This window comes from Anoxybacillus sp. LAT27 (assembly GCF_022030075.1).
Classification (GTDB): Bacteria; Bacillota; Bacilli; order Bacillales; family Anoxybacillaceae; genus Anoxybacillus; species Anoxybacillus kestanbolensis.
The window spans coordinates 29351-47054 of sequence record NZ_JAIWYK010000066.1 but is presented as its reverse complement, the minus strand read 5'-3'; the positions used below and the strand labels follow the sequence as shown (position 1 = coordinate 47054).

Here is a 17704-nt window from a genome sequence, read left to right as displayed (position 1 = left end):
GATATGTGAAGCTTTTGTATATATTTGTTATATCGGAAAAATTAAAGGAGAATATTGAGTGAGAAAGTTAACTTATTTTGTTCATGTCAAAAAAGCAAGAAAGTTAGGATATTGACTGAAAATTTATAAATGTAAGCAAAATGATATAGAGTGGAGAGTGTATAAAGTGAAACGTTTGCAAGGTAAGGTTGCCGTTGTCACAGGTGGAGCTCGAGGAATTGGTCGAGTGATTGTCGAAACATTCGTTAATGAGGGAGCTCAAATGGTATTTTCGTTAGATGTAATAGAATCTCAATTTGAATCACCCAACGTGCGCCATGTGGTACTAGATGTAACAAATCGAGAACAAATTACTGCTTTCGTTGAAACAGTGAAGAAAGAATTTAAACAAATTCATGTTTTAGTAAACAATGCAGGTATTACACGTGATGCATTGATTCAAAAAATGGATGAAGCAATGTGGGATCACGTCATCAACGTTAATTTAAAAGGTGTATTCAACTTAACTCAAGCAATTGCACCAATTATGATGGAAAATAGAGAAGGATCTATAATTAATATTTCATCTGTGGTGGGTGAATACGGTAACATAGGTCAAACAAACTATGCAGCTTCAAAAGCAGGAGTCATTGGTATGACCTATACTTGGGCAAAAGAATTTACGCGCAAAGGTGCAGCGGTTCGCACAAATGCAATTGCTCCGGGATATATTGAAACAGAAATGATGGAAACCGTATCTGCGAAGGTTATAGAATCTATATGTAAAAAAAATCCACTAGGTCGTTTGGGGAAGCCGCAAGAAATTGCTAATGCCGTTCTGTTCTTAGCAAGTGACGAAGCAAGTTATGTAAACGGACATGTGCTTTCAGTAAATGGTGGTTTGCGTTTGTAGCATATTTCTAAATAAACTATATATGATAAGCTTAATTTTCCGACATAAACAAGCTTTTCTGCCACTTCTCCGAACGAAAACGCTATCAGACAAATGAATTTGTCTGTCATGCGTGGGCGGCAAGAAAAATCTTGCCGCCTATGGCAGAAAAGCGGTCTTCTATTCATGATGAGATATGTCGGAAACTCAACTTGAATCTATATAGATAAAGAATCGTCGCGTGTAGCTGTGGAATTAGTAAAACACGGACTAAAAAAGGGGCAATTTGTAAGCATTTTTCTAAAAAGAAGCGTTGATACCATAGTGTCCATTTTAGGCATCTTAAAAGCTGGCGGAGTGTATGTAGCATTAGATCCAGCACATCCTGAAGAAAGAAACCGATATATTATCGAAGATACTCAATCCCCATTTTTGATAACGAAATCAGATTGGTTAGAAAAAATTAAAAAACTAAATGTAAGATCGAAAAATATATTGTTGGATCGTTTAGATGACAATGATGAAGGTGTATCGGTAGACATTCAAGAGAATGATTTAGCTTATGTGATTTATACATCAGGTACGACCGACAATCCTAAAGGTACTTTATTGAGACATGTGGGAGTATTAAATTTAGCTTCTTGGATACAGAGGGTATACGATATAAAACCGGAAGATCGAGTATTACAGTTTGCTACGTTTAGTTTTGATGCTTCTGTATACGAAACATTTGTTTCCCTATTCAACGGTTCAACTCTATATTTAATTGATGATGAGGAAAGAATGTCTGCCGAACATTTTCTTAAAACCATCGATCGAGAAGGAATTACTGTCATTCCTGCTTTGCTGACTGTATTTTTTAACCAGTTTTCGAAATATGCTAAAACACATGGAGAACGGAAATTTGGAAAGGTAAGGGTTGTAGGAGTAGCAGGAGAGCTGTTAACTGGTGAGGTTGTAAGAAACTTTAAAAAGCAGTTTGGAAATGAAACAAAATTACTTAATTTATATGGCCCAACTGAAACAACGGTAGCCGCCTCATATTATGAGGTGCCTGATGAAATTGATGAAAACATGTATAGTGTTCCAATTGGAAAAGCGATTGATGGTACTAAGTTATATGTAGTAAATGAAAAAGGAGAAAAATGTAAAGTAGGCGAGATTGGTGAATTGTGGATTGCATCTGTAGGGATATCGTTGGGTTATTTGAATAAACCAGAGAAAACAGCAGAAGTGTTTATTAAGAATCCTTTTGAGGATATTTTTGAAGGAATGGTATACAAATCCGGAGATCTCGTAAAAGAATTATATACATGCACCTTAAAACCATGACTTCTGTATGAACACCTTTTTTCATGGCTATACTGCTCCCAAATATTTCTATACAAAAGGAGCGGAATTGGCATGAAACGTTTGAAAATCACAAATGATCACGGTTGGACACCTCGAACACTTCGGAAACAAGAACGGAAAATCAAAGATGCTTCGCTTCGCGTTCGGGTGACCGCTGTTCGTCTTGTCATGGAAGGTCACCTCGGTAAAGATGTCGCAAAAATGGTCAACGTATGCCGTCAATCGGTTGCCCTCTACGTTGCGCGATTTAATCAAGGTGGGCTCGATCATCTACTCGATCGTCGGTTGCCGCCTGGTCGTGTGCCGTTTCTTACGGAAGAACAACAACAAGAAATCAGACAACTCGTGTTAACTACTACACCTGTGGATGCTGGCTGGGGCATCGCTTCGTCATGGAACACGCGCATTTTACAATCTTACATTCAACAAACCTATGGTGTTTCCATGTCACGGGAAGGGATTCGCAAGTTGTTGCATCGTTTGCGTTTGTCATGGACACGCCCGACGTATAAGCTCGTCAAAGGAGACGCTAAGCGTCAAGCTGCTTTTCAAAAGGAACTTGAATTTATAAAAAAAAACTAATTACCGAGACTGTTACCATGTTTGATGTGGATGAAACACATGTTCGTGCCTATCAAGCGTTGCGTACGACATGGGCAGAAGTAGGGAATCAGAAACAGGTGCCAAGCTACGGTCACCACGCCCACGTTTCTATTTTTGGCGCCGTCGATGTTCAACAAGGCGATGTGGTATTTCATCGCGCATCATCCGCCAATGCCGAAACGTTCCTCGACTTTTTGCGCCGATTGAAAGAGAAATATACGGACCGATTCCTCGTGCTTGTGTTGGACAATGCGCGTATTCATCATGCCAAGATGGTGCAAGCCTTTCTTGATGGCGAGGAAGGCGATGCTTTTCATTTCATCTTTTTGCCACCGTATTCTCCACAGTTAAATCCGATTGAACGGCTGTGGAAGTGGTTGAAAGATGAAGTGATTGCCAACGTTTTTCACAAGGATCAAAATGACATTGCCCAATCCATTACTCGCTTTGAACAGTACGTTCTACAACACCCGGATGAGGTGTTGAGCCGCATGGGGTGTGCTGTGTGAATCAGAGGTTAAAATGCCAATTTGGATGTATATAGATTTTTTCTTACTGAACTATGCTAGTTTTACAACCGTTCTGCCGCGCAGTTTGCCTTTTAGAATGTTCGATAATGCCTCAGGAAGTTGTTCAAGTGTGATTTCTTGTGCAATCAATTCTAGTAATTGATTCGGTTTTAAGTCGCTGGCCATTCGTTCCCAAATTTGTATTCGCAATTCCATTGGGCAATAGACAGAATCGATGCCAAGTAAGTTGACGCCGCGAAGGATAAACGGGAAGACGGTTGTTGGAACGTCTGCGCCACCTGTTAACCCGCTGACAGCTACGGAGCCGTTATACTGGATTCGACTAAGGATCGTGGCGAGAGTTCTCCCGCCGACAGGGTCAACAGCCGCGGCCCAATATTGTTTATCTAACGGACGGATTTGTTCTGGACAGACTTCTTCGCGAGAAATGATTTCTTTTGCGCCAAGCTTGCGCAGATATTCGTGTTCGCTTTCTTTGCCCGTACTTGCAACAACGTGATAGTTTCGTTTGGCTAACATGGAAACCGCGATGCTTCCGACTCCGCCAGTGGCTCCTGTTACAAGCACTTTTCCTTTTTCAGGGGATAGTCCGTTTTCTTCTAAGCGGTGGATGGACAATGCCGCCGTAAACCCTGCCGTTCCTAAAGCCATTGCTTCTTTTAATGTCAATCCTTTTGGAAGAGGGACAATCCAATTCCCAGGAATGCGGGCATATTCGCTGTAGCCTCCGTAATGTGACACGCCGATTTCATAGCTCGTTGCAATGACTTCGTCTCCTTCTTTAAAGCGCGGATCCTTAGAAGAGGCGACAATACCGGCGAGATCGATACCAGGGATAAATGGATACGATTTCACAATTTTTCCATTCGGAATGCATGCTAATCCATCTTTATAGTTGACACTGGAATAAGCAACTTTAATGACAACATCTCCTTCTGGAAGGTCATCCATGGAGACGGTTTTCACATTCACCGTAAAATCTGTCTCCGTTTTGTTCACTACTAGCGCTTTGAATTGGTCCACTTGACATCCCCCATTTTGTTTTTTCATATTCTTACCTATAACGATAACAAAATTATTCTGACCGGTCAAAATATTTTTTATCAAAAATTCATGTATAATGTCGTTATGATCGAAGTTTGAGGGGTGGATTGGATGAAGAAAAAGGCAGAAGAAAGGCGAGAGCAAATTTTAAGGGCTGCTTTTCAAGCGGTTTCCGATAAAGGATACGAAACGGTGACATTGCAAGATATCGCGGATTATGCAGGTGTAAGCAAAGGGGTTACGAATTATTATTTTGAAAATAAGGAAGATGTTTTTTTAAGCTTGCTGGAATGGGTGACGGATCGGATTTATCAACATGAGCATAAAGCAGTTAGCGAGAAAACAACGGCGATCGAAAAGTTAGAGGCATACATTCATTCGGTGTTTATCGATCCAGAAAAGAATAAAAAGTTTTATAAAGTGTATCTTGACTTTATCGCACAAGCCAGCCGAAATCCACAATATCGGCAAATTAATCTCAAGTTTTACGAAAACTGTTGGAAAATCGGACGCGACATTGTTGCACTTGGACAAAAGGAAGGAACCTTTTCAGCGGACATTCAGGCGGATACAGCTTCCAAAATGATTCGCTCGATCATCGATGGATGTCTCATTCAGTGGTTAATGCGTGATGAGGATCATCTTCATGAGTTTTATAAAAATACTTGTTATGATGTTATTTTAAAATATTTAAAATAAAGAAAACCCTTCTTTGAAGTGACCCCTGTCAAGTAGACAGGGTCACTTCACTCATAAAGTGTCTATTTAATACACAGCTGTGGGGTATGACACTTTACAGGAACCATAGGCGAACAGTGCCTGGCACTGTTCGCCTTTCAAATACCGCGATGTTGTGGCGATGTTGCTGTGGCCGGCAAGCCGCCGTACTTTCTCAATGTCATTGTTCGTCGCCTTTAGCATCCACTTGCAAAACGTATGGCGGAACATATGTGGCGTCAGTTTTTTATTCGGCAAGCTGTAGCTTTCGATCATGCGCTGGATGCCCCTTACGGAAAACTTCGGCGAGCGCTGGCTGTAAAAGACGTATGGAGACTCGGCGACATGCGGCTTCTTTTTCGCCATTTCCGCGCGAAACTTCAACCAATCCTCCAGCTCAGCCAGCAGGATGTTGGAGATCGGCACCGTTCGCACTTTCATCCCTTTTCCCACAATGCGAATCCGTTTCATTTCTAAATCCAAGTCCGTTAATTTTAAATTGGACAGCTCTTCGACCCGCAATCCCGCATAGGTAAGCAAATACACTACCGCGCGGTCGCGGCGGTACTTTTCCTCCGGATCGACCCCTCTGCTGCGGACTGGTTTTTTCCGCATCCGCTGCAGCAAGTCCTCGAATTCTTCTTCGGTAAGCCACATGATTTTTTCGTGGTCTTCATCAGCCGTTTTCAAATCTTGAATATCCTTCATCGGATTTTGCTCGATGTAATGGCGCTCAACTGCCCACGCATAAAAGCTGCGCAGTGAATTGAGGCGACGGTTGATCGTGGAGATCGCCAGCGGTTTTCCTTCTGCCGGATTCAACATGTGTTGGATCCATTTGCGGATGTCAGCCGGCGTGACATAATCATCTGGACGGATATGTAAATCATGAAAAAATATGTTTAAATCGTTCATATAGGAAATAATGGTATTTTTGGAAGCGCCTTTTTCTTGCAAGTAAACGACATACTCGTTGAGCATCTTTTTCACCCTTTCACTTATACGGCGAGTTAAAAACGATTTTTTTCCAAAATAACGGATATGAAAAATAACATTATATGACGAGTATATCATAAAAAAGAATGGATGGTTCGTCATATAATGTAAATTATATGACCAGTTAAATCATATAAAATAGTGCACAAAAAGACGAGGAAACACCTCGCCTCGTTTTGTCAGATATCGTTGAATGCAACATATTGGCTATTATGTTGTATTTATTTTCTCCTTTGTAAAGAAGGATAGCTATGAAAACTTGTGAGTTTAGTTAGTTTAATTATCTATCACCTCAATCTTTTCTGCACCAACCTGTAAAATTTTAGACTCTTGCACAGGTGGGGTATACCAAACTCTAATTTTTTGACCAACATTTATATTCTTATAATATTCCTCATCAACATAGAATAAAAAGCTATCATGATTAGCTGCATATTTAAGTATTTCGTCCTGAGACATACTACTGATATCCTCTTTGGTAATATCATTAATAACCAATAGTCTTTTACCGTTATACTCTTTCTTTAACGCTACATACCCTTCAAATAAAACAAAATCAGATGATTCTTTTCCTGTTTCATTCTTAGAACAAGAAATTAACAATAATAGGATTGGAAACCAAAGAAGTTTCTTTTTCATAGCTACCCCCTGACCAGAACTAATAGAGATTAGTTTTAGTATTAAAAAACAATTTCAAAAAAATCAAAACGCTCTATAAAATCTAATAAAACTTTTAGTCAAATCTTACATTTGTATCACTTATATATATAGAGAAGCTCGCAGAAGGAGTAGAATACATGTTCATTACATCAGTGATTTTTGTGAATAAACCATAGGTAGGATTTGTACTTCCATCAGGACTTTCCCCACCAGAATGAATACCATAAATTAAGAATGCATAAGGATCAAACACGATGGCTCCACTGTCACCACCAGATGAATAATTCAAAATGCCTGTATTATTATCATTATTAATCTTTAACAATTTTTGACTTCCATACTGGTCACCAGCATAGTCTACATATTTATAACTAGTACTTTCAAGGTAGCCACATGTAACCCCAGTTGTATTCCCTGATTTACATAAATACATACCGCTATAATAATAAGTGCCTATGCCCTCGATTCTCTTATCATAGTCGTCATTGTCTTCTGCATGCCAATAAAAATAATTTGTTACATACCTTGGACTCAACTCGTTTGTGCTATCTAGTAGAATTAAACCGACATCAATTCCATTCCAATTGCCTACGGTATGATCTGTACCAACGCGTACATCATATTGATAGGCTCCACTTTTATCACCATTTAAACAGTGACCAGCTGTAATAAGAAAGTATCTAGAATCTTTTTCTCCTATTCCTGCTGAAGTACAAACTCCAAAAGGATCTCCATAATCACTTAAAGCTATTCCTCCTCCTAATTTTGTCCAGTTTCTCTCTCTTGAAATTTCTGGATGAGCTGATATTCCTTGTTTAATAACCAAAATGTCTCCAAATTGATTTTCAAAATGTTTTTGTATATGTTCTGATATTGACTCTACCTCAAGAACAACTTTTCCGTTCACTTCGTCAACACTAACAATAGTAGTTTGTTCTGCTATTGACTTTTCTTCTTTACGCTTTTCCAAATCTGCTTGTACTTTTTCTGCAATTTTAATCAAACTACTAGTGCTATAGTCAATTTTTTTCCACTGTACTTTATTGCTTGATGAAACAGATTTAATTTTTTCCTTAAATTCTTTTATCTTACTATCCTCTTTATTGATTCCGATAACAATAGAACCATCTTTTTTGAGATAGAGGGTTCCGTATTCATAAAAAGACTCTACACTACCAAAAATATTTTCTATTGACCTATGTACTTCTGCCAATTCATTATTTTGAGTTTCTAATACCGGTAATGCAGATTCAGGAACCATAGATAATGGTTCTTTGCCAATATTAGTCGCACCTACAGAAATAGACGGGAATAAGATAAGGAACGAAATAAAGATAGTAAGCAAAAATTCTAATTTTCTTAACATAAAAACACCTCTCATATTTTTTGAAAAATATTTAATATATATAATTTTAATACAAATTATATTATTTTTTCATAAATAAATTCAAGTTAAATTAGAAATATTATTAAAATTTTCTCAGCTAACCAACCTTCATACCTTGTAGAGTAATCACATCTTAAAAAACGATATGGGTAAACTGTCGGTAAAAAATGTTTCTTTCAGAGTAAGACAGACTTCTTCTATATACAAATCTTTCGGAATATCCTTTACCACATACACTTTATAATGCAATTGTCGTTCATGGTGATATTCTTCCCTCAAGCATTCTCGTTTTCCATCTTTCCTCTAGGCCTTGCGCCTCTATGCCCCCACAGTCACCCTAAGCCATTTCTTCTCGGATTCTAATTCCAGCTTTAACGCTTCAATATCTTTCTTCAGTCACTCATTTTCGCTATTCAACCACTCAATTTTTTTGTTTTCTCTCGAAGCATATCCTTCAAATCGATTAGCATTCTTCTATCGTCCATTTCATTGCCCCCTCATTATTTTATGTAAACTTCGCATAAATTGATCTGGCCTCGACCATGAACCTAACCATCCATGAACCCAATGCATTCATTCACAGTTTTATGAAGCTCACGTTCATCTTTGGATACTCCATAATCTTTCCTGACAGCGTTTGAATGATTGGTTAGCATCCGTTGATCATATCCTTTCTTTTTTCACGATTCCCCTTTGCTTCAACATCGTCATCGCTTCATATTCAGGACGGTAAGGGGGGGGAAGAGCCGAGGTTTTCCAGCCTTCGTTACTCCAGGCGAACAGTGCCTGGCACTGTTCGCCTATGGATGCTGCGCCGAAATTGGCGACCTCGAGAGGTGCAGGAATTTTAGAAGGCTGAATGTATTTCGCCCCTCTTTTGCCCGCCATCGTCCTTCTAGAGGAAGGGTGTCTCAAACGAAAGAGAACCTTATTTTTGTCGATAAATGAAGAAAAAATAAGAAAACAGAAAAAAATGATGAAAAATATTGACAATGATAATTTTTATCAATTAAAATATGAAATGTGAAAATGATAATCCCTCTCTTTTCAGGTTTTGGGCAGGAACATGGTTTTCAAAAGAATGGAGTGAGATGTGGTGGCCGCATGCGGACAGAATGGCTTGACTTGAAAAGAACAGCGATTGAGGAGATGCCAGCCATCTTGGCGGTGCTAGTTGCTTCTCAACACAAGCAGAATTTATCTTTTTAATTGGGAAAGATAATCAATATCATAATTGTGCCTGTAAAGCAATTGAGTCTGGACATGGCATCGTCATTCGACTTGTATGATGGGATAGAACGGAAGACAGGATGAGAAAACATGAAAAAATGGATGGTGCTTCTTGTTGTTTTGGCTGCGGCATCATTGTTTGTCGGGGTGCATGATTTATCGCCTCGCGAGCTGTTTGCCGGCGACCGTGAGGCGTGGGAAGTGTTTTTGATCAGTCGCTTGCCGAGGCTCATCAGCATTCTGATTGCTGGATCAAGCGTGAGCATTTGCGGCTTGATCATGCAGCAGTTGAGCCAAAACCGATTTGTGTCGCCGACGACGGTGGGAACGATGGATTGGGCGCGGCTTGGCCTGTTGGTGTCCATGATTGCATTCGCTGCCGCAGGGCCGCTTGTGAAGGCGGCTATTGCCGTTGTGTTTGCGTTTGTGGGGACGCTGCTGTTTATGACGGTTTTGGATCGTGTGAAGTACAAAGATTCGATCTTTATTCCGCTCATCGGCTTGATGTTTGGCAATATTGTCGGTTCTGTCACGACGTTTTTGGCTTATAAATATGATTTGATTCAATCAATGTCCGCATGGATGCACGGCGATTTTTCCGTTATGATGCAAGGACGTTATGAAATGCTGTATGTGAGCGTTCCGCTCATGGCAATCGCTTATGTATACGCCAATCGGTTTACGATCGCCGGCATGGGGGAGGAGATGGCGACGAACTTAGGGGTTCGCTACCGTTCGATTGTCTACATTGGTCTCCTCATTGTCGCTGTTGTTTCTGCTGTTGAGGTGTTGACGGTTGGGACGCTGCCGTTTTTAGGGCTGATCGTTCCGAACATCGTCACGATGTATTATGGGGATCATTTGCGCAAAGTATTACCGTTGACAGCCATATTTGGCGCTTTGTTTGTGCTGATTTGCGATGTATTTGGCCGAGTTGCCATTTATCCATACGAAATTCCGATCGGCTTGACGGTTGGAGTAATCGGAAGCGGTGTCTTTTTATATTTGCTCGTAAGGAGAACGAAGCAGTATGTCTAATCGGATGAAAGTGGTTGTGCTCGTGGTATTGGCGCTCGGATTGATCGTGTTGTTTTTGTTTACACACTTGCGAGGGGATTTTGACTATGTGTTGCGCTCGCGGAGCGAAAAGATTGTCGCGATGGTGCTTGTCGGTTGGGCGGGGGCGGTTTCGACCGTCTTATTTCAGACAATGACCAATAATCGTATTTTAACTCCAAGCATTATCGGGCTTGATTCCGTTTATATGCTTGTACAAACTGCTATGGTGTTTTTGTTCGGTTCGACGACGTTGACCATGATGGGCAACACCTTGCACTTTCTCTTGTCTGCTGGGTCGATGATCGGTTTTTCAGTTTTATTGTATGCGTTTTTGTTTCGCCGTGAAGGGCAAAATTTATATTTCATCTTGCTTGTTGGGATGATTCTCGGTACGTTTTTCCAAAGTTTGACGTCTTTCATGCAATATTTGATTGACCCAAATGAATTTTCCGTCATTCAAGATCGAATGTTTGCGAGCATCAACAATATAAAAACAGACTTGCTTTGGCCGGCAGGCCTGCTCATTGCGGCTGCGACATTGTATACATACCGTCATCTTCACGAGTTGGACGTGCTGTCGCTCGGCAAAGATCATGCGATCAATTTAGGCGTGGCGTACGAAACGGTCGTCAAACGGCTGCTGATGATTGTGGCGGTGTTGGTGTCGATTTCGACCGCGCTTGTTGGTCCCATCATGTTTTTCGGATTGATAGTCGCCAATGTGGCGTATGCGTTTTTTCAAACGTATGAACATCGTTATTTGCTTGCAGGAGCGGCGCTGTTCGGCATCATCGCCCTCGTTGGCGGCCAGCTGGTAGTCGAGCGAGTGTTCACCTTTTCGACGACGTTGTCTGTCATTGTCAACATGGTCGGAGGCATCTATTTTCTATACCTTTTGTTAAAGGAGCGAAAAGCATGGTAGAGGTGAAACAAGTATTGAAGCGATACGGTGGGAAGACCGTGATTGACCGTGTATCTTTATCTGTTCCACACCGCAAGCTCACATCGCTCGTTGGCCCGAACGGGGCGGGGAAAAGCACGCTTTTGTCCATGATGAGCCGCTTAATTCCAAAAGATGGCGGAGAAATCTGGATTGAAGGAAAGGAAATTGCTCGTTATCGGACAGAAGAGTTGGCGAAAAAAATTTCCATTTTGAAGCAATCCAACCACATTGCGGCTCGCTTGACGGTACACGAATTGGTGTCGTTCGGTCGCTTTCCGTATTCGCGCGGCCGCTTGACGCGCCAAGATCGCGACCATGTGCGTGAGGCGATCCGCTATATGGAGTTGGAGCCATTGCAAGACCGCTATATGGACGAGTTGAGCGGCGGACAGCGGCAGAGAGCTTATATCGCGATGGTGTTGGCGCAAGATACGGATTATATTTTCTTGGACGAGCCATTGAACAATTTGGATATGAAACACGCCGTGCAAATGATGAAAGTGTTGCGCAAGCTGGTCGATGAGCTTGGCAAAACGATCGTGATGGTGATGCACGATATTAACTTTGCCTCCTGTTACTCCGATTATATGGTCGCGTTAAAAGATGGGGCGGTCGTCTGTGAAGGGGATGTTTCATCGATCATGCGCGATGAAGTGCTTCGCGGCATTTATGATTTGGATGTGCGCGTGCAGACGATTGAAAATCGGCGCATCTGTGTGTATTTTTAGCAATTTCCCATGAGAAAGCGTCCATCTTGACTAGTGAAAAAGCGGGCTGTGGAAGCCTATGGGCATGCTTGGTGAAGAGCTCCGTCTCGGATTCAAACATGGGACGGGGAGACGCGATTAAAGTCAAGTATATGAAGGAGATTCCAATTAAGTAAAAAATGGTTGAGCCGGCTTTCATGTTGACATCGGCAAGAAAGGGCGCCCCTTGTCGAGTGAATACGAAAGCCGTCAACATATAATTTGAATTTCCAAAGGGGGGTATAGCCAATGAAACAGCGTTGGCTGATGGTAGTGGTTGCTTTGCTTCTCATTGTACTGGCTGCTTGCGGCAATAAGGAGAATACAAGCAACGGAGCAAGTGGGAAGAATGACGAGAAGAAAACGGAACAAGCCGAGGAAATGACGATCAAGCACCAGCTTGGAGAGGCGAAAGTCAAGAAAAATCCAGAGAAAGTGGTTGTCTTTGATTTTGGAGTGCTGGACACCCTTGATAAACTAGGGGTGAAGGTGACAGCTTTGCCCCAGATGAACGTGCCGAAATACTTGGAGAAATATAAAAGCAGCGACTACCAAAACGTCGGCAGCTTGATGGAGCCGGATTTTGAAAAATTGAGCGAAATCAAGCCGGATGTCATTTTTATTTCCGGTCGTCAAGCAAATTTGTATGACAAGTTGAAAGAGATTGGCCCAACCGTGTATATAGGGATTGACACTCAACATTATTGGGATTCATTTACAAACAATATGAAGCTGATCGGGCAAATGTTTGGCAAAGAAAAAGAAGTAGATGAGGAACTGGCCAATATTGAAAAACAAATCGAAGAAGTGAAGACAAAGGCTGCAGACAAAAAAGCGCTGATCATTTTGACGACCGGTGGGAAAGTGAGTGCGTACGGCAAAGGTTCGCGCTTTGGGCTCATCCATGATGTGCTCGGCGTGCCAGCCGCAGACCCGAATTTGAAAGTGACGAATTCTCATGGACAAAGCGTATCATTTGAGTACATTGCCGAGAAAAACCCGGATTACTTGTTTGTCATTGACCGCGACGCCGTTGTAGAAGGAAAGCCGACAGCGAAGCAAACGATTGAAAATGCGCTTGTGAAAAAGACGAAAGCATATCAAAACGGCCACATTGTCTACTTGAATCCAAATTATTGGTATCTCTCAGGCGGCGGATTGACGTCGGTGTCGGAAATGATCAAACAGGTGGAAGAAGGATTGAAATAAAAGGACAGGCGGGCTTAGGTGATATGATCCCCTTATAGTAGACAGAAAAAAGAAAGCGAATTAATCTGTCTATTATGGAGGGGATTTTTCTATGGGGGAAATACGAAAAACCTATGATGTAAAGTTTAAAAAGAAAGCTGTGGATTTATATTTGAAAGAGGGCATGGGCTATGAAACGGTGGCGAAAGAACTGGCGAACAGTGCCTGGCACTGTTCGATAAGTATAATCGGATATCCCATAACTATTTTCCCCTTTATAAAAAACGACCGTGCATCAACACACGGTCTTTTTTCTACATTATATTATCTTTGCGTCGCTTCTTGAATCCATTTTGCCAACCGTTCATTTTCTTTTTTCATATGCTCCAGCCATTGCGGCAGAATTGCAGCAAGCGCCTCTTTATCGTTTTCTTTCATCGCTTCATATGTTTTGTGATGAAGCTCGCGTATTTTTTGCTTTTCTTCTTTTGACATCCACTTTTTCTTTTTGTGTAATTTTTTCCATTCTTGCTTAAATTGCTCTCTCGTTATTTCTTTGTTAGCCAAACGGTCGATTAATTGGTCAAACGCTACTTCTCTCTTCTTTTTTATTTCCTCGCATTTTGCCTTTAATGCCCGCTTTACTTGTTCATCTTGTATTTGTTTTCTTAGCGCTTTCCGCTCGTCAAGCACCTTTTGCCATTCATTCGCTTGGTCTGGCGTATATTTTCTAACTATCCCCATCCATTTTTGTTCATCTAATTCCCCGTGTTTGAACATATGCCCAGCGAATGCCTGCCCCATCACTTCTTCTGCATTTTCCTGTTCGAAAGTTGTTTTCTCATGCGCCGCAAATGCTCCTGTCGGGATGATGAACATCATCACTACAGCAAAGGAAATCCACATTCTTTTCATTCCATTTCCACTCTCCTTCAAGCATCAATGTTTCAATGAAATCAATTTCCCACAAGCCCATTTGTTCGCTTCATCAGACGCGGAAACGAATTCACAAACCTAACGATATTTTCCCCTTTTTTCTAAAAAATTTTCATAAAAAACATCCATGGGTAAATTTTACTCCCACCCAAGCATGAAAATCCATCTCTCCTTCCATAATGGAGGATGAACGCAAATAGTTGGGAAAGACGTGCTTTTTAATGGTGGTTCGACCCTGTACAAAAAACTGTTTGAGTCCATTTGGTGTTCCACCCATTGTAAGCCCTTTTCATTCGGAAAAGGTGACTACGAACAGAAAAATGCCTAACGAACAAGTGGACTTACTGTTTGCGAATTCATCAATGGAAGGAGTAAGAATCATGGATGCGCTTTATCATCGTTGCGCAGGTTTAGATGTTCATGCCAAAACGATTGTCGTTTGTGCGCTTTGGGGAGAAGAAGACCACATTCAAAAAGAGATCGAAACGCTTTCGACGTTTACAAAAAACTTATTTCGCCTCCTGAAATGGCTCGAGGATCGAGAAATCACTCATCTAGCGATGGAGAGTACGGGGGTTTACTGGAAACCGGTCTTTAACATTTTAGAGGACTACTTTGACATTACCTTGGCTGTAAATGTCAAAATAAGAATGCACAATTTTGATTGTATAGTGATGTACAAAAATGATTTTATGGATAATTATGTTATTAAGTGGTGGATAGTAATAACTTGACATGGAGCCTCTATGGGCATGACTTACGAGCCAAGAAGCCAGCAATATCAATAGCTGGTTCCGCCTAACAAGGCTATCATGCCCGCCTCTCCATGTAAAGTTGACCTAAAGCAATGAGAGAAACTATATAGCTTTAAACAATCATTTTTGTACATAGTTAAATTAGCATTTCCATCCTTCCTGGAGAAATGTGCAAAGCGCCACGAAATCATGGGCGCGTAATTTCCCCTTTCGTTGAATAAATTGATGATCTCGGGCCATATGTTCAAGTTCTTCGCACGATAACACGCTTCTTAATCCGTCTAAAAAAACAATGCCATTCTTCTTGGAGAGATAAGGACGTCTTCAAAAAAACCACCCTTTCTAAGACTGAAGTGACCCCTGTCAAGTAGACAGGGTCACTTCACTCATAAAGTGTCTATTTAATACACAGCTGTGGGGTATGACACTTTACAGGAACCAGGTCAGCCCCTATTTTTGTACGACACTAATGATTAGAGGCTTTTTTATAGCGGTATTGTTGCCATTGATAACGAATAAAACATCCGATACAAAATCCGAGGATAGCGACAAATGCTGCTAACGCGACCATCGCTGTGAAGATATAGGCAACGACCATCCAGTCAGCTAAGTAACTTATTAAGCCGGCAGAAAGGCAGATGACAGCAATGACTTGATTAAACTGCTGCTGCTCGGCGTCTTCTGGGACATACTCAGAAGGATGCTTCTTTAAAAACAACTTTGCCAACCGCATAACAGGATTAAAATCAAAGAATAATCCAAGCAATCCAGCAGCTAATGGAAAAGCAAGCAACCATTCTTGTCCTGACAGCCATGTTGCAACAACACTAACAACAATAAACCATTGATTGGCTCTTACAAGCGGACGGGGGATTGAACGGTTCGTTTCTTTCATTGTTTATTCCTACCTTTCTTATATGATTATATGAATTTTACTACTGTTTTGTCATTTTGTGAAGTCAATGAACGTCTTTGAAAAAATGAGGATTTATTGCAAAATGGCGAAAGAAAGTACATATTAGTGCGGTTGAAGAGGAAAGGAGAGAATTTCGTGTTTCGACATACGCATCGGTCAGATGTTGTTAGGCACATTTTGAAAAGGAAGACAGGTGTTCCGAGAATGAAATGATCATATCCAATAGTATACTTTTTAACACTATGTAAAAATAAAGTGCGTACTTTCGAAAAGAAATCATACATAGTATACTGATTGCTGCACAAGTGATATGTGCAAAAACAATAAACTTTTATTAGGGGGGAAGAATTCATGCAACTACAATTAGCATTGGATCTTGTAAATATTCCCGAAGCAAAAGAGCTTGTGAAAGAAGTTGAGGAGTATGTGGATATTGTAGAAATCGGTACTCCTGTTATTATTAATGAAGGCCTGAGAGCTGTTAAGGAAATTAAAGAAGCATTTCCTCATTTAACCGTTCTAGCCGACTTAAAAATCATGGATGCGGCTGCATATGAAGTCATGAAAGCATCCGAAGCTGGCGCGGACATTATCACGATCCTTGGAGTTGCTGAAGATATGTCAATCAAGGGGGCCGTTGAAGAAGCTAGAAAACAAGGCAAAAAAATCTTGGTTGACATGATCGGTGTTAAAAATTTAGAAGAACGCGCTAAAGAAGTGGATGAGTTTGGTGTAGACTATATTTGTGTACACACAGGATACGATCTTCAAGCAGTCGGAAAAGATTCTCTTGAAGAACTTCACACAATTAAGCGTGTTGTAAAAAATGCGAAAACAGCCATCGCTGGCGGCATTAAATTAGACACGCTGCCAGAAGTCATTAAAGCAAAACCGGATCTTGTCGTTGTCGGCGGCGGTATTACCGGACAAAAAGATAAACGAGCTGCAGCTGCTGAAATGAAAAAAATGATCCAACAAGGTGAATGAAATTATGCAGACTACACAATATTTAGCGGAAATCATACAAGAGTTAAATCGCACAGTCGATTTAATCGCTGATGAAGAAGCTGAAAAATTGGTAAAGGGGATTCTTGAGGCAAAGAAGATTTTTGTAGCTGGTGCAGGCAGATCTGGATTTATGTCCAAATCTTTTGCGATGCGAATGATGCATATGGGTTTAGACGCCTATGTAGTAGGAGAAACGATAACCCCTAACCTGGGAAAAGATGACATTTTAATCATCGGCTCCGGTTCAGGAGAAACGAAAACGTTAGTTTCCATGGCTGAGAAAGCTAAACGCTTAGGCGCGACAGTAGCGCTTGTTACGATTTTCCCTGAATCAACCATCGGACAATTAGCTGATATCACTGTTAAATTACCTGGTTCACCGAAAGACCAATCAGACAGCGGATATAAAACGATCCAGCCAATGGGCTCACTATTTGAGCAAACTCTCTTATTATTCTATGATGCGATCATATTGAGATGCATGGAGAAAAAAGGATTGGACTCCAATACGATGTTTAAAAGACATGCCAATCTTGAATAGCGTAAGGAGTCCTAATCACCATTTTAAGTCCTAACCAAAATTTTAAACTAATTCAAGTAATTGATCAAACTGAATTTTCACCTCAATAAACAAAGAACAAAAAGGCCGCAAAGCGTTTCTTAAAGGAAGCGTTTTGCGGTCTTTTCATTAGAGTCACGCCTGTCACGCTCAGGAGTATGAGATGTCTTACCTTTTCATGAGAATACGCCTTCGTGTTAGAT

Annotated in this window: 19 protein-coding genes and 1 pseudogene; 13 read left to right on the top strand and 7 right to left on the bottom strand. The window is 40.9% G+C overall.

Going from position 1 to position 17704, the window contains the following annotated elements; translation table 11 throughout:
* Positions 1-166 precede the first annotated feature (166 nt).
* The 4 genes from fabG to LD028_RS05605 all read left to right on the top strand — a co-directional run bounded on the left by fabG (position 167) and on the right by LD028_RS05605 (position 3336).
* On the top strand, positions 167-892 hold the full coding sequence (gene fabG, locus LD028_RS05620; protein WP_077428996.1) for a 3-oxoacyl-ACP reductase FabG: 726 nt from the start codon (positions 167-169) through the stop codon (positions 890-892).
* Positions 893-1087: 195 nt separating this feature from the next.
* The gene (locus LD028_RS05615; protein ID WP_342754027.1) at positions 1088-2203 is read left to right on the top strand and encodes an amino acid adenylation domain-containing protein; all 1116 of its coding nucleotides are present in this window, start codon (positions 1088-1090) and stop codon (positions 2201-2203) included.
* A gap of 72 nt (positions 2204-2275) precedes the next feature.
* Positions 2276-2806 carry a helix-turn-helix domain-containing protein gene (locus LD028_RS05610; protein ID WP_033016268.1) on the top strand — a complete coding sequence of 177 codons (531 nt, stop codon included), beginning with the start codon at positions 2276-2278 and terminating at the stop codon, positions 2804-2806.
* A gap of 17 nt (positions 2807-2823) precedes the next feature.
* On the top strand, positions 2824-3336 hold the full coding sequence (locus LD028_RS05605) for an IS630 family transposase (protein ID WP_237811242.1): 513 nt from the start codon (positions 2824-2826) through the stop codon (positions 3334-3336).
* A 51-nt stretch (positions 3337-3387) separates the two neighbouring features.
* Here LD028_RS05605 and LD028_RS05600 read toward each other — a convergent pair whose 3' ends face one another.
* Positions 3388-4407, bottom strand: a complete 1020-nt coding sequence (locus LD028_RS05600) for an NADPH:quinone oxidoreductase family protein (protein WP_255720835.1) — start codon at positions 4405-4407, stop codon at positions 3388-3390.
* A gap of 105 nt (positions 4408-4512) precedes the next feature.
* Between LD028_RS05600 and LD028_RS05595 the strand changes: the two genes are divergently transcribed.
* Entirely contained in the window at positions 4513-5100 is a 588-nt protein-coding gene (locus tag LD028_RS05595) for a TetR/AcrR family transcriptional regulator (RefSeq protein ID WP_237811240.1), read from the top strand.
* A 66-nt stretch (positions 5101-5166) separates the two neighbouring features.
* On the opposite strand, the gene LD028_RS05590 is transcribed toward LD028_RS05595, so the two are convergent.
* The 3 genes from LD028_RS05590 to LD028_RS05580 form a co-directional block, all read right to left on the bottom strand.
* Positions 5167-6099 (bottom strand): tyrosine-type recombinase/integrase, encoded by a 933-nt coding sequence (locus LD028_RS05590; protein WP_237811239.1) that lies wholly within the window; start codon positions 6097-6099, stop codon positions 5167-5169.
* 291 nt (positions 6100-6390) lie between these two features.
* Entirely contained in the window at positions 6391-6753 is a 363-nt protein-coding gene (locus tag LD028_RS05585) for a DUF3221 domain-containing protein (protein ID WP_064213870.1), read from the bottom strand.
* A gap of 94 nt (positions 6754-6847) precedes the next feature.
* A complete protein-coding gene (locus tag LD028_RS05580) occupies positions 6848-8140 on the bottom strand; it encodes a S1 family peptidase (protein ID WP_237811238.1) in 1293 nt (430 codons plus the stop codon).
* 1341 nt (positions 8141-9481) lie between these two features.
* Between LD028_RS05580 and LD028_RS05575 the strand changes: the two genes are divergently transcribed.
* The 5 genes from LD028_RS05575 to LD028_RS05555 all read left to right on the top strand — a co-directional run bounded on the left by LD028_RS05575 (position 9482) and on the right by LD028_RS05555 (position 13673).
* On the top strand, positions 9482-10429 hold the full coding sequence (locus tag LD028_RS05575) for an ABC transporter permease (protein ID WP_237811237.1): 948 nt from the start codon (positions 9482-9484) through the stop codon (positions 10427-10429).
* Positions 10422-11372 (top strand): iron chelate uptake ABC transporter family permease subunit, encoded by a 951-nt coding sequence (locus tag LD028_RS05570; RefSeq protein ID WP_237811236.1) that lies wholly within the window; start codon positions 10422-10424, stop codon positions 11370-11372. Before LD028_RS05575 ends, LD028_RS05570 begins: the two co-directional genes overlap by 8 nt.
* Positions 11366-12121: an iron ABC transporter ATP-binding protein gene (locus LD028_RS05565; protein WP_237811235.1), complete on the top strand. Its 756-nt coding sequence runs from the start codon at positions 11366-11368 to the stop codon at positions 12119-12121. Before LD028_RS05570 ends, LD028_RS05565 begins: the two co-directional genes overlap by 7 nt.
* 267 nt (positions 12122-12388) lie before the next feature.
* A complete protein-coding gene (locus tag LD028_RS05560; protein ID WP_237811234.1) occupies positions 12389-13348 on the top strand; it encodes a siderophore ABC transporter substrate-binding protein in 960 nt (319 codons plus the stop codon).
* A gap of 91 nt (positions 13349-13439) precedes the next feature.
* Positions 13440-13673: a hypothetical protein gene (locus tag LD028_RS05555; RefSeq protein ID WP_237811233.1), complete on the top strand. Its 234-nt coding sequence runs from the start codon at positions 13440-13442 to the stop codon at positions 13671-13673.
* On the opposite strand, the gene LD028_RS05550 is transcribed toward LD028_RS05555, so the two are convergent.
* Entirely contained in the window at positions 13652-14242 is a 591-nt protein-coding gene (locus tag LD028_RS05550) for a hypothetical protein (RefSeq protein WP_237811232.1), read from the bottom strand. The genes LD028_RS05555 and LD028_RS05550 overlap by 22 nt on opposite strands.
* A 401-nt stretch (positions 14243-14643) precedes the next feature.
* On the opposite strand from LD028_RS05550, the gene LD028_RS05545 reads away from it, so the two are divergent.
* Positions 14644-14997 carry an IS110 family transposase gene (locus LD028_RS05545; RefSeq protein WP_255707088.1) on the top strand — a complete coding sequence of 118 codons (354 nt, stop codon included), beginning with the start codon at positions 14644-14646 and terminating at the stop codon, positions 14995-14997.
* 174 nt (positions 14998-15171) lie between these two features.
* Here the strand turns inward: LD028_RS05545 and LD028_RS05540 are convergent.
* Positions 15172-15346: pseudogene (locus tag LD028_RS05540) on the bottom strand (IS4-like element ISGka3 family transposase); the annotation flags it as partial.
* A 138-nt stretch (positions 15347-15484) separates the two neighbouring features.
* The gene (locus LD028_RS05535) at positions 15485-15913 is read right to left on the bottom strand and encodes a DUF4395 domain-containing protein (protein WP_129000805.1); all 429 of its coding nucleotides are present in this window, start codon (positions 15911-15913) and stop codon (positions 15485-15487) included.
* A 372-nt stretch (positions 15914-16285) separates the two neighbouring features.
* On the opposite strand from LD028_RS05535, the gene hxlA reads away from it, so the two are divergent.
* Both hxlA and hxlB read left to right on the top strand, forming a co-directional pair.
* Positions 16286-16921 (top strand): 3-hexulose-6-phosphate synthase, encoded by a 636-nt coding sequence (gene hxlA / locus LD028_RS05530; RefSeq protein WP_129000804.1) that lies wholly within the window; start codon positions 16286-16288, stop codon positions 16919-16921.
* Positions 16922-16925: 4 nt separating this feature from the next.
* Positions 16926-17483: a 6-phospho-3-hexuloisomerase gene (hxlB, locus tag LD028_RS05525; protein WP_237811231.1), complete on the top strand. Its 558-nt coding sequence runs from the start codon at positions 16926-16928 to the stop codon at positions 17481-17483.
* The last annotated feature ends 221 nt before the right edge of the window (positions 17484-17704 follow it).

Coding starts and splice junctions, on each gene's coding strand:
- LD028_RS05580 (WP_237811238.1), bottom strand. CDS start 8,140: ATGTTAAGAAAATTAGAATTTTTGCTTACTATCTTTATTTCGTTCCTT.
- LD028_RS05535 (WP_129000805.1), bottom strand. CDS start 15,913: ATGAAAGAAACGAACCGTTCAATCCCCCGTCCGCTTGTAAGAGCCAAT.
- LD028_RS05545 (WP_255707088.1), top strand. CDS start 14,644: ATGGATGCGCTTTATCATCGTTGCGCAGGTTTAGATGTTCATGCCAAA.
- LD028_RS05575 (WP_237811237.1), top strand. CDS start 9,482: ATGAAAAAATGGATGGTGCTTCTTGTTGTTTTGGCTGCGGCATCATTG.
- LD028_RS05600 (WP_255720835.1), bottom strand. CDS start 4,407: ATGAAAAAACAAAATGGGGGATGTCAAGTGGACCAATTCAAAGCGCTA.
- LD028_RS05565 (WP_237811235.1), top strand. CDS start 11,366: ATGGTAGAGGTGAAACAAGTATTGAAGCGATACGGTGGGAAGACCGTG.
- hxlB (WP_237811231.1), top strand. CDS start 16,926: ATGCAGACTACACAATATTTAGCGGAAATCATACAAGAGTTAAATCGC.
- LD028_RS05555 (WP_237811233.1), top strand. CDS start 13,440: ATGGGGGAAATACGAAAAACCTATGATGTAAAGTTTAAAAAGAAAGCT.
- hxlA (WP_129000804.1), top strand. CDS start 16,286: ATGCAACTACAATTAGCATTGGATCTTGTAAATATTCCCGAAGCAAAA.
- LD028_RS05585 (WP_064213870.1), bottom strand. CDS start 6,753: ATGAAAAAGAAACTTCTTTGGTTTCCAATCCTATTATTGTTAATTTCT.
- LD028_RS05590 (WP_237811239.1), bottom strand. CDS start 6,099: ATGCTCAACGAGTATGTCGTTTACTTGCAAGAAAAAGGCGCTTCCAAA.
- LD028_RS05560 (WP_237811234.1), top strand. CDS start 12,389: ATGAAACAGCGTTGGCTGATGGTAGTGGTTGCTTTGCTTCTCATTGTA.
- LD028_RS05610 (WP_033016268.1), top strand. CDS start 2,276: ATGAAACGTTTGAAAATCACAAATGATCACGGTTGGACACCTCGAACA.
- LD028_RS05595 (WP_237811240.1), top strand. CDS start 4,513: ATGAAGAAAAAGGCAGAAGAAAGGCGAGAGCAAATTTTAAGGGCTGCT.
- LD028_RS05570 (WP_237811236.1), top strand. CDS start 10,422: ATGTCTAATCGGATGAAAGTGGTTGTGCTCGTGGTATTGGCGCTCGGA.
- LD028_RS05605 (WP_237811242.1), top strand. CDS start 2,824: ATGTTTGATGTGGATGAAACACATGTTCGTGCCTATCAAGCGTTGCGT.
- LD028_RS05550 (WP_237811232.1), bottom strand. CDS start 14,242: ATGAAAAGAATGTGGATTTCCTTTGCTGTAGTGATGATGTTCATCATC.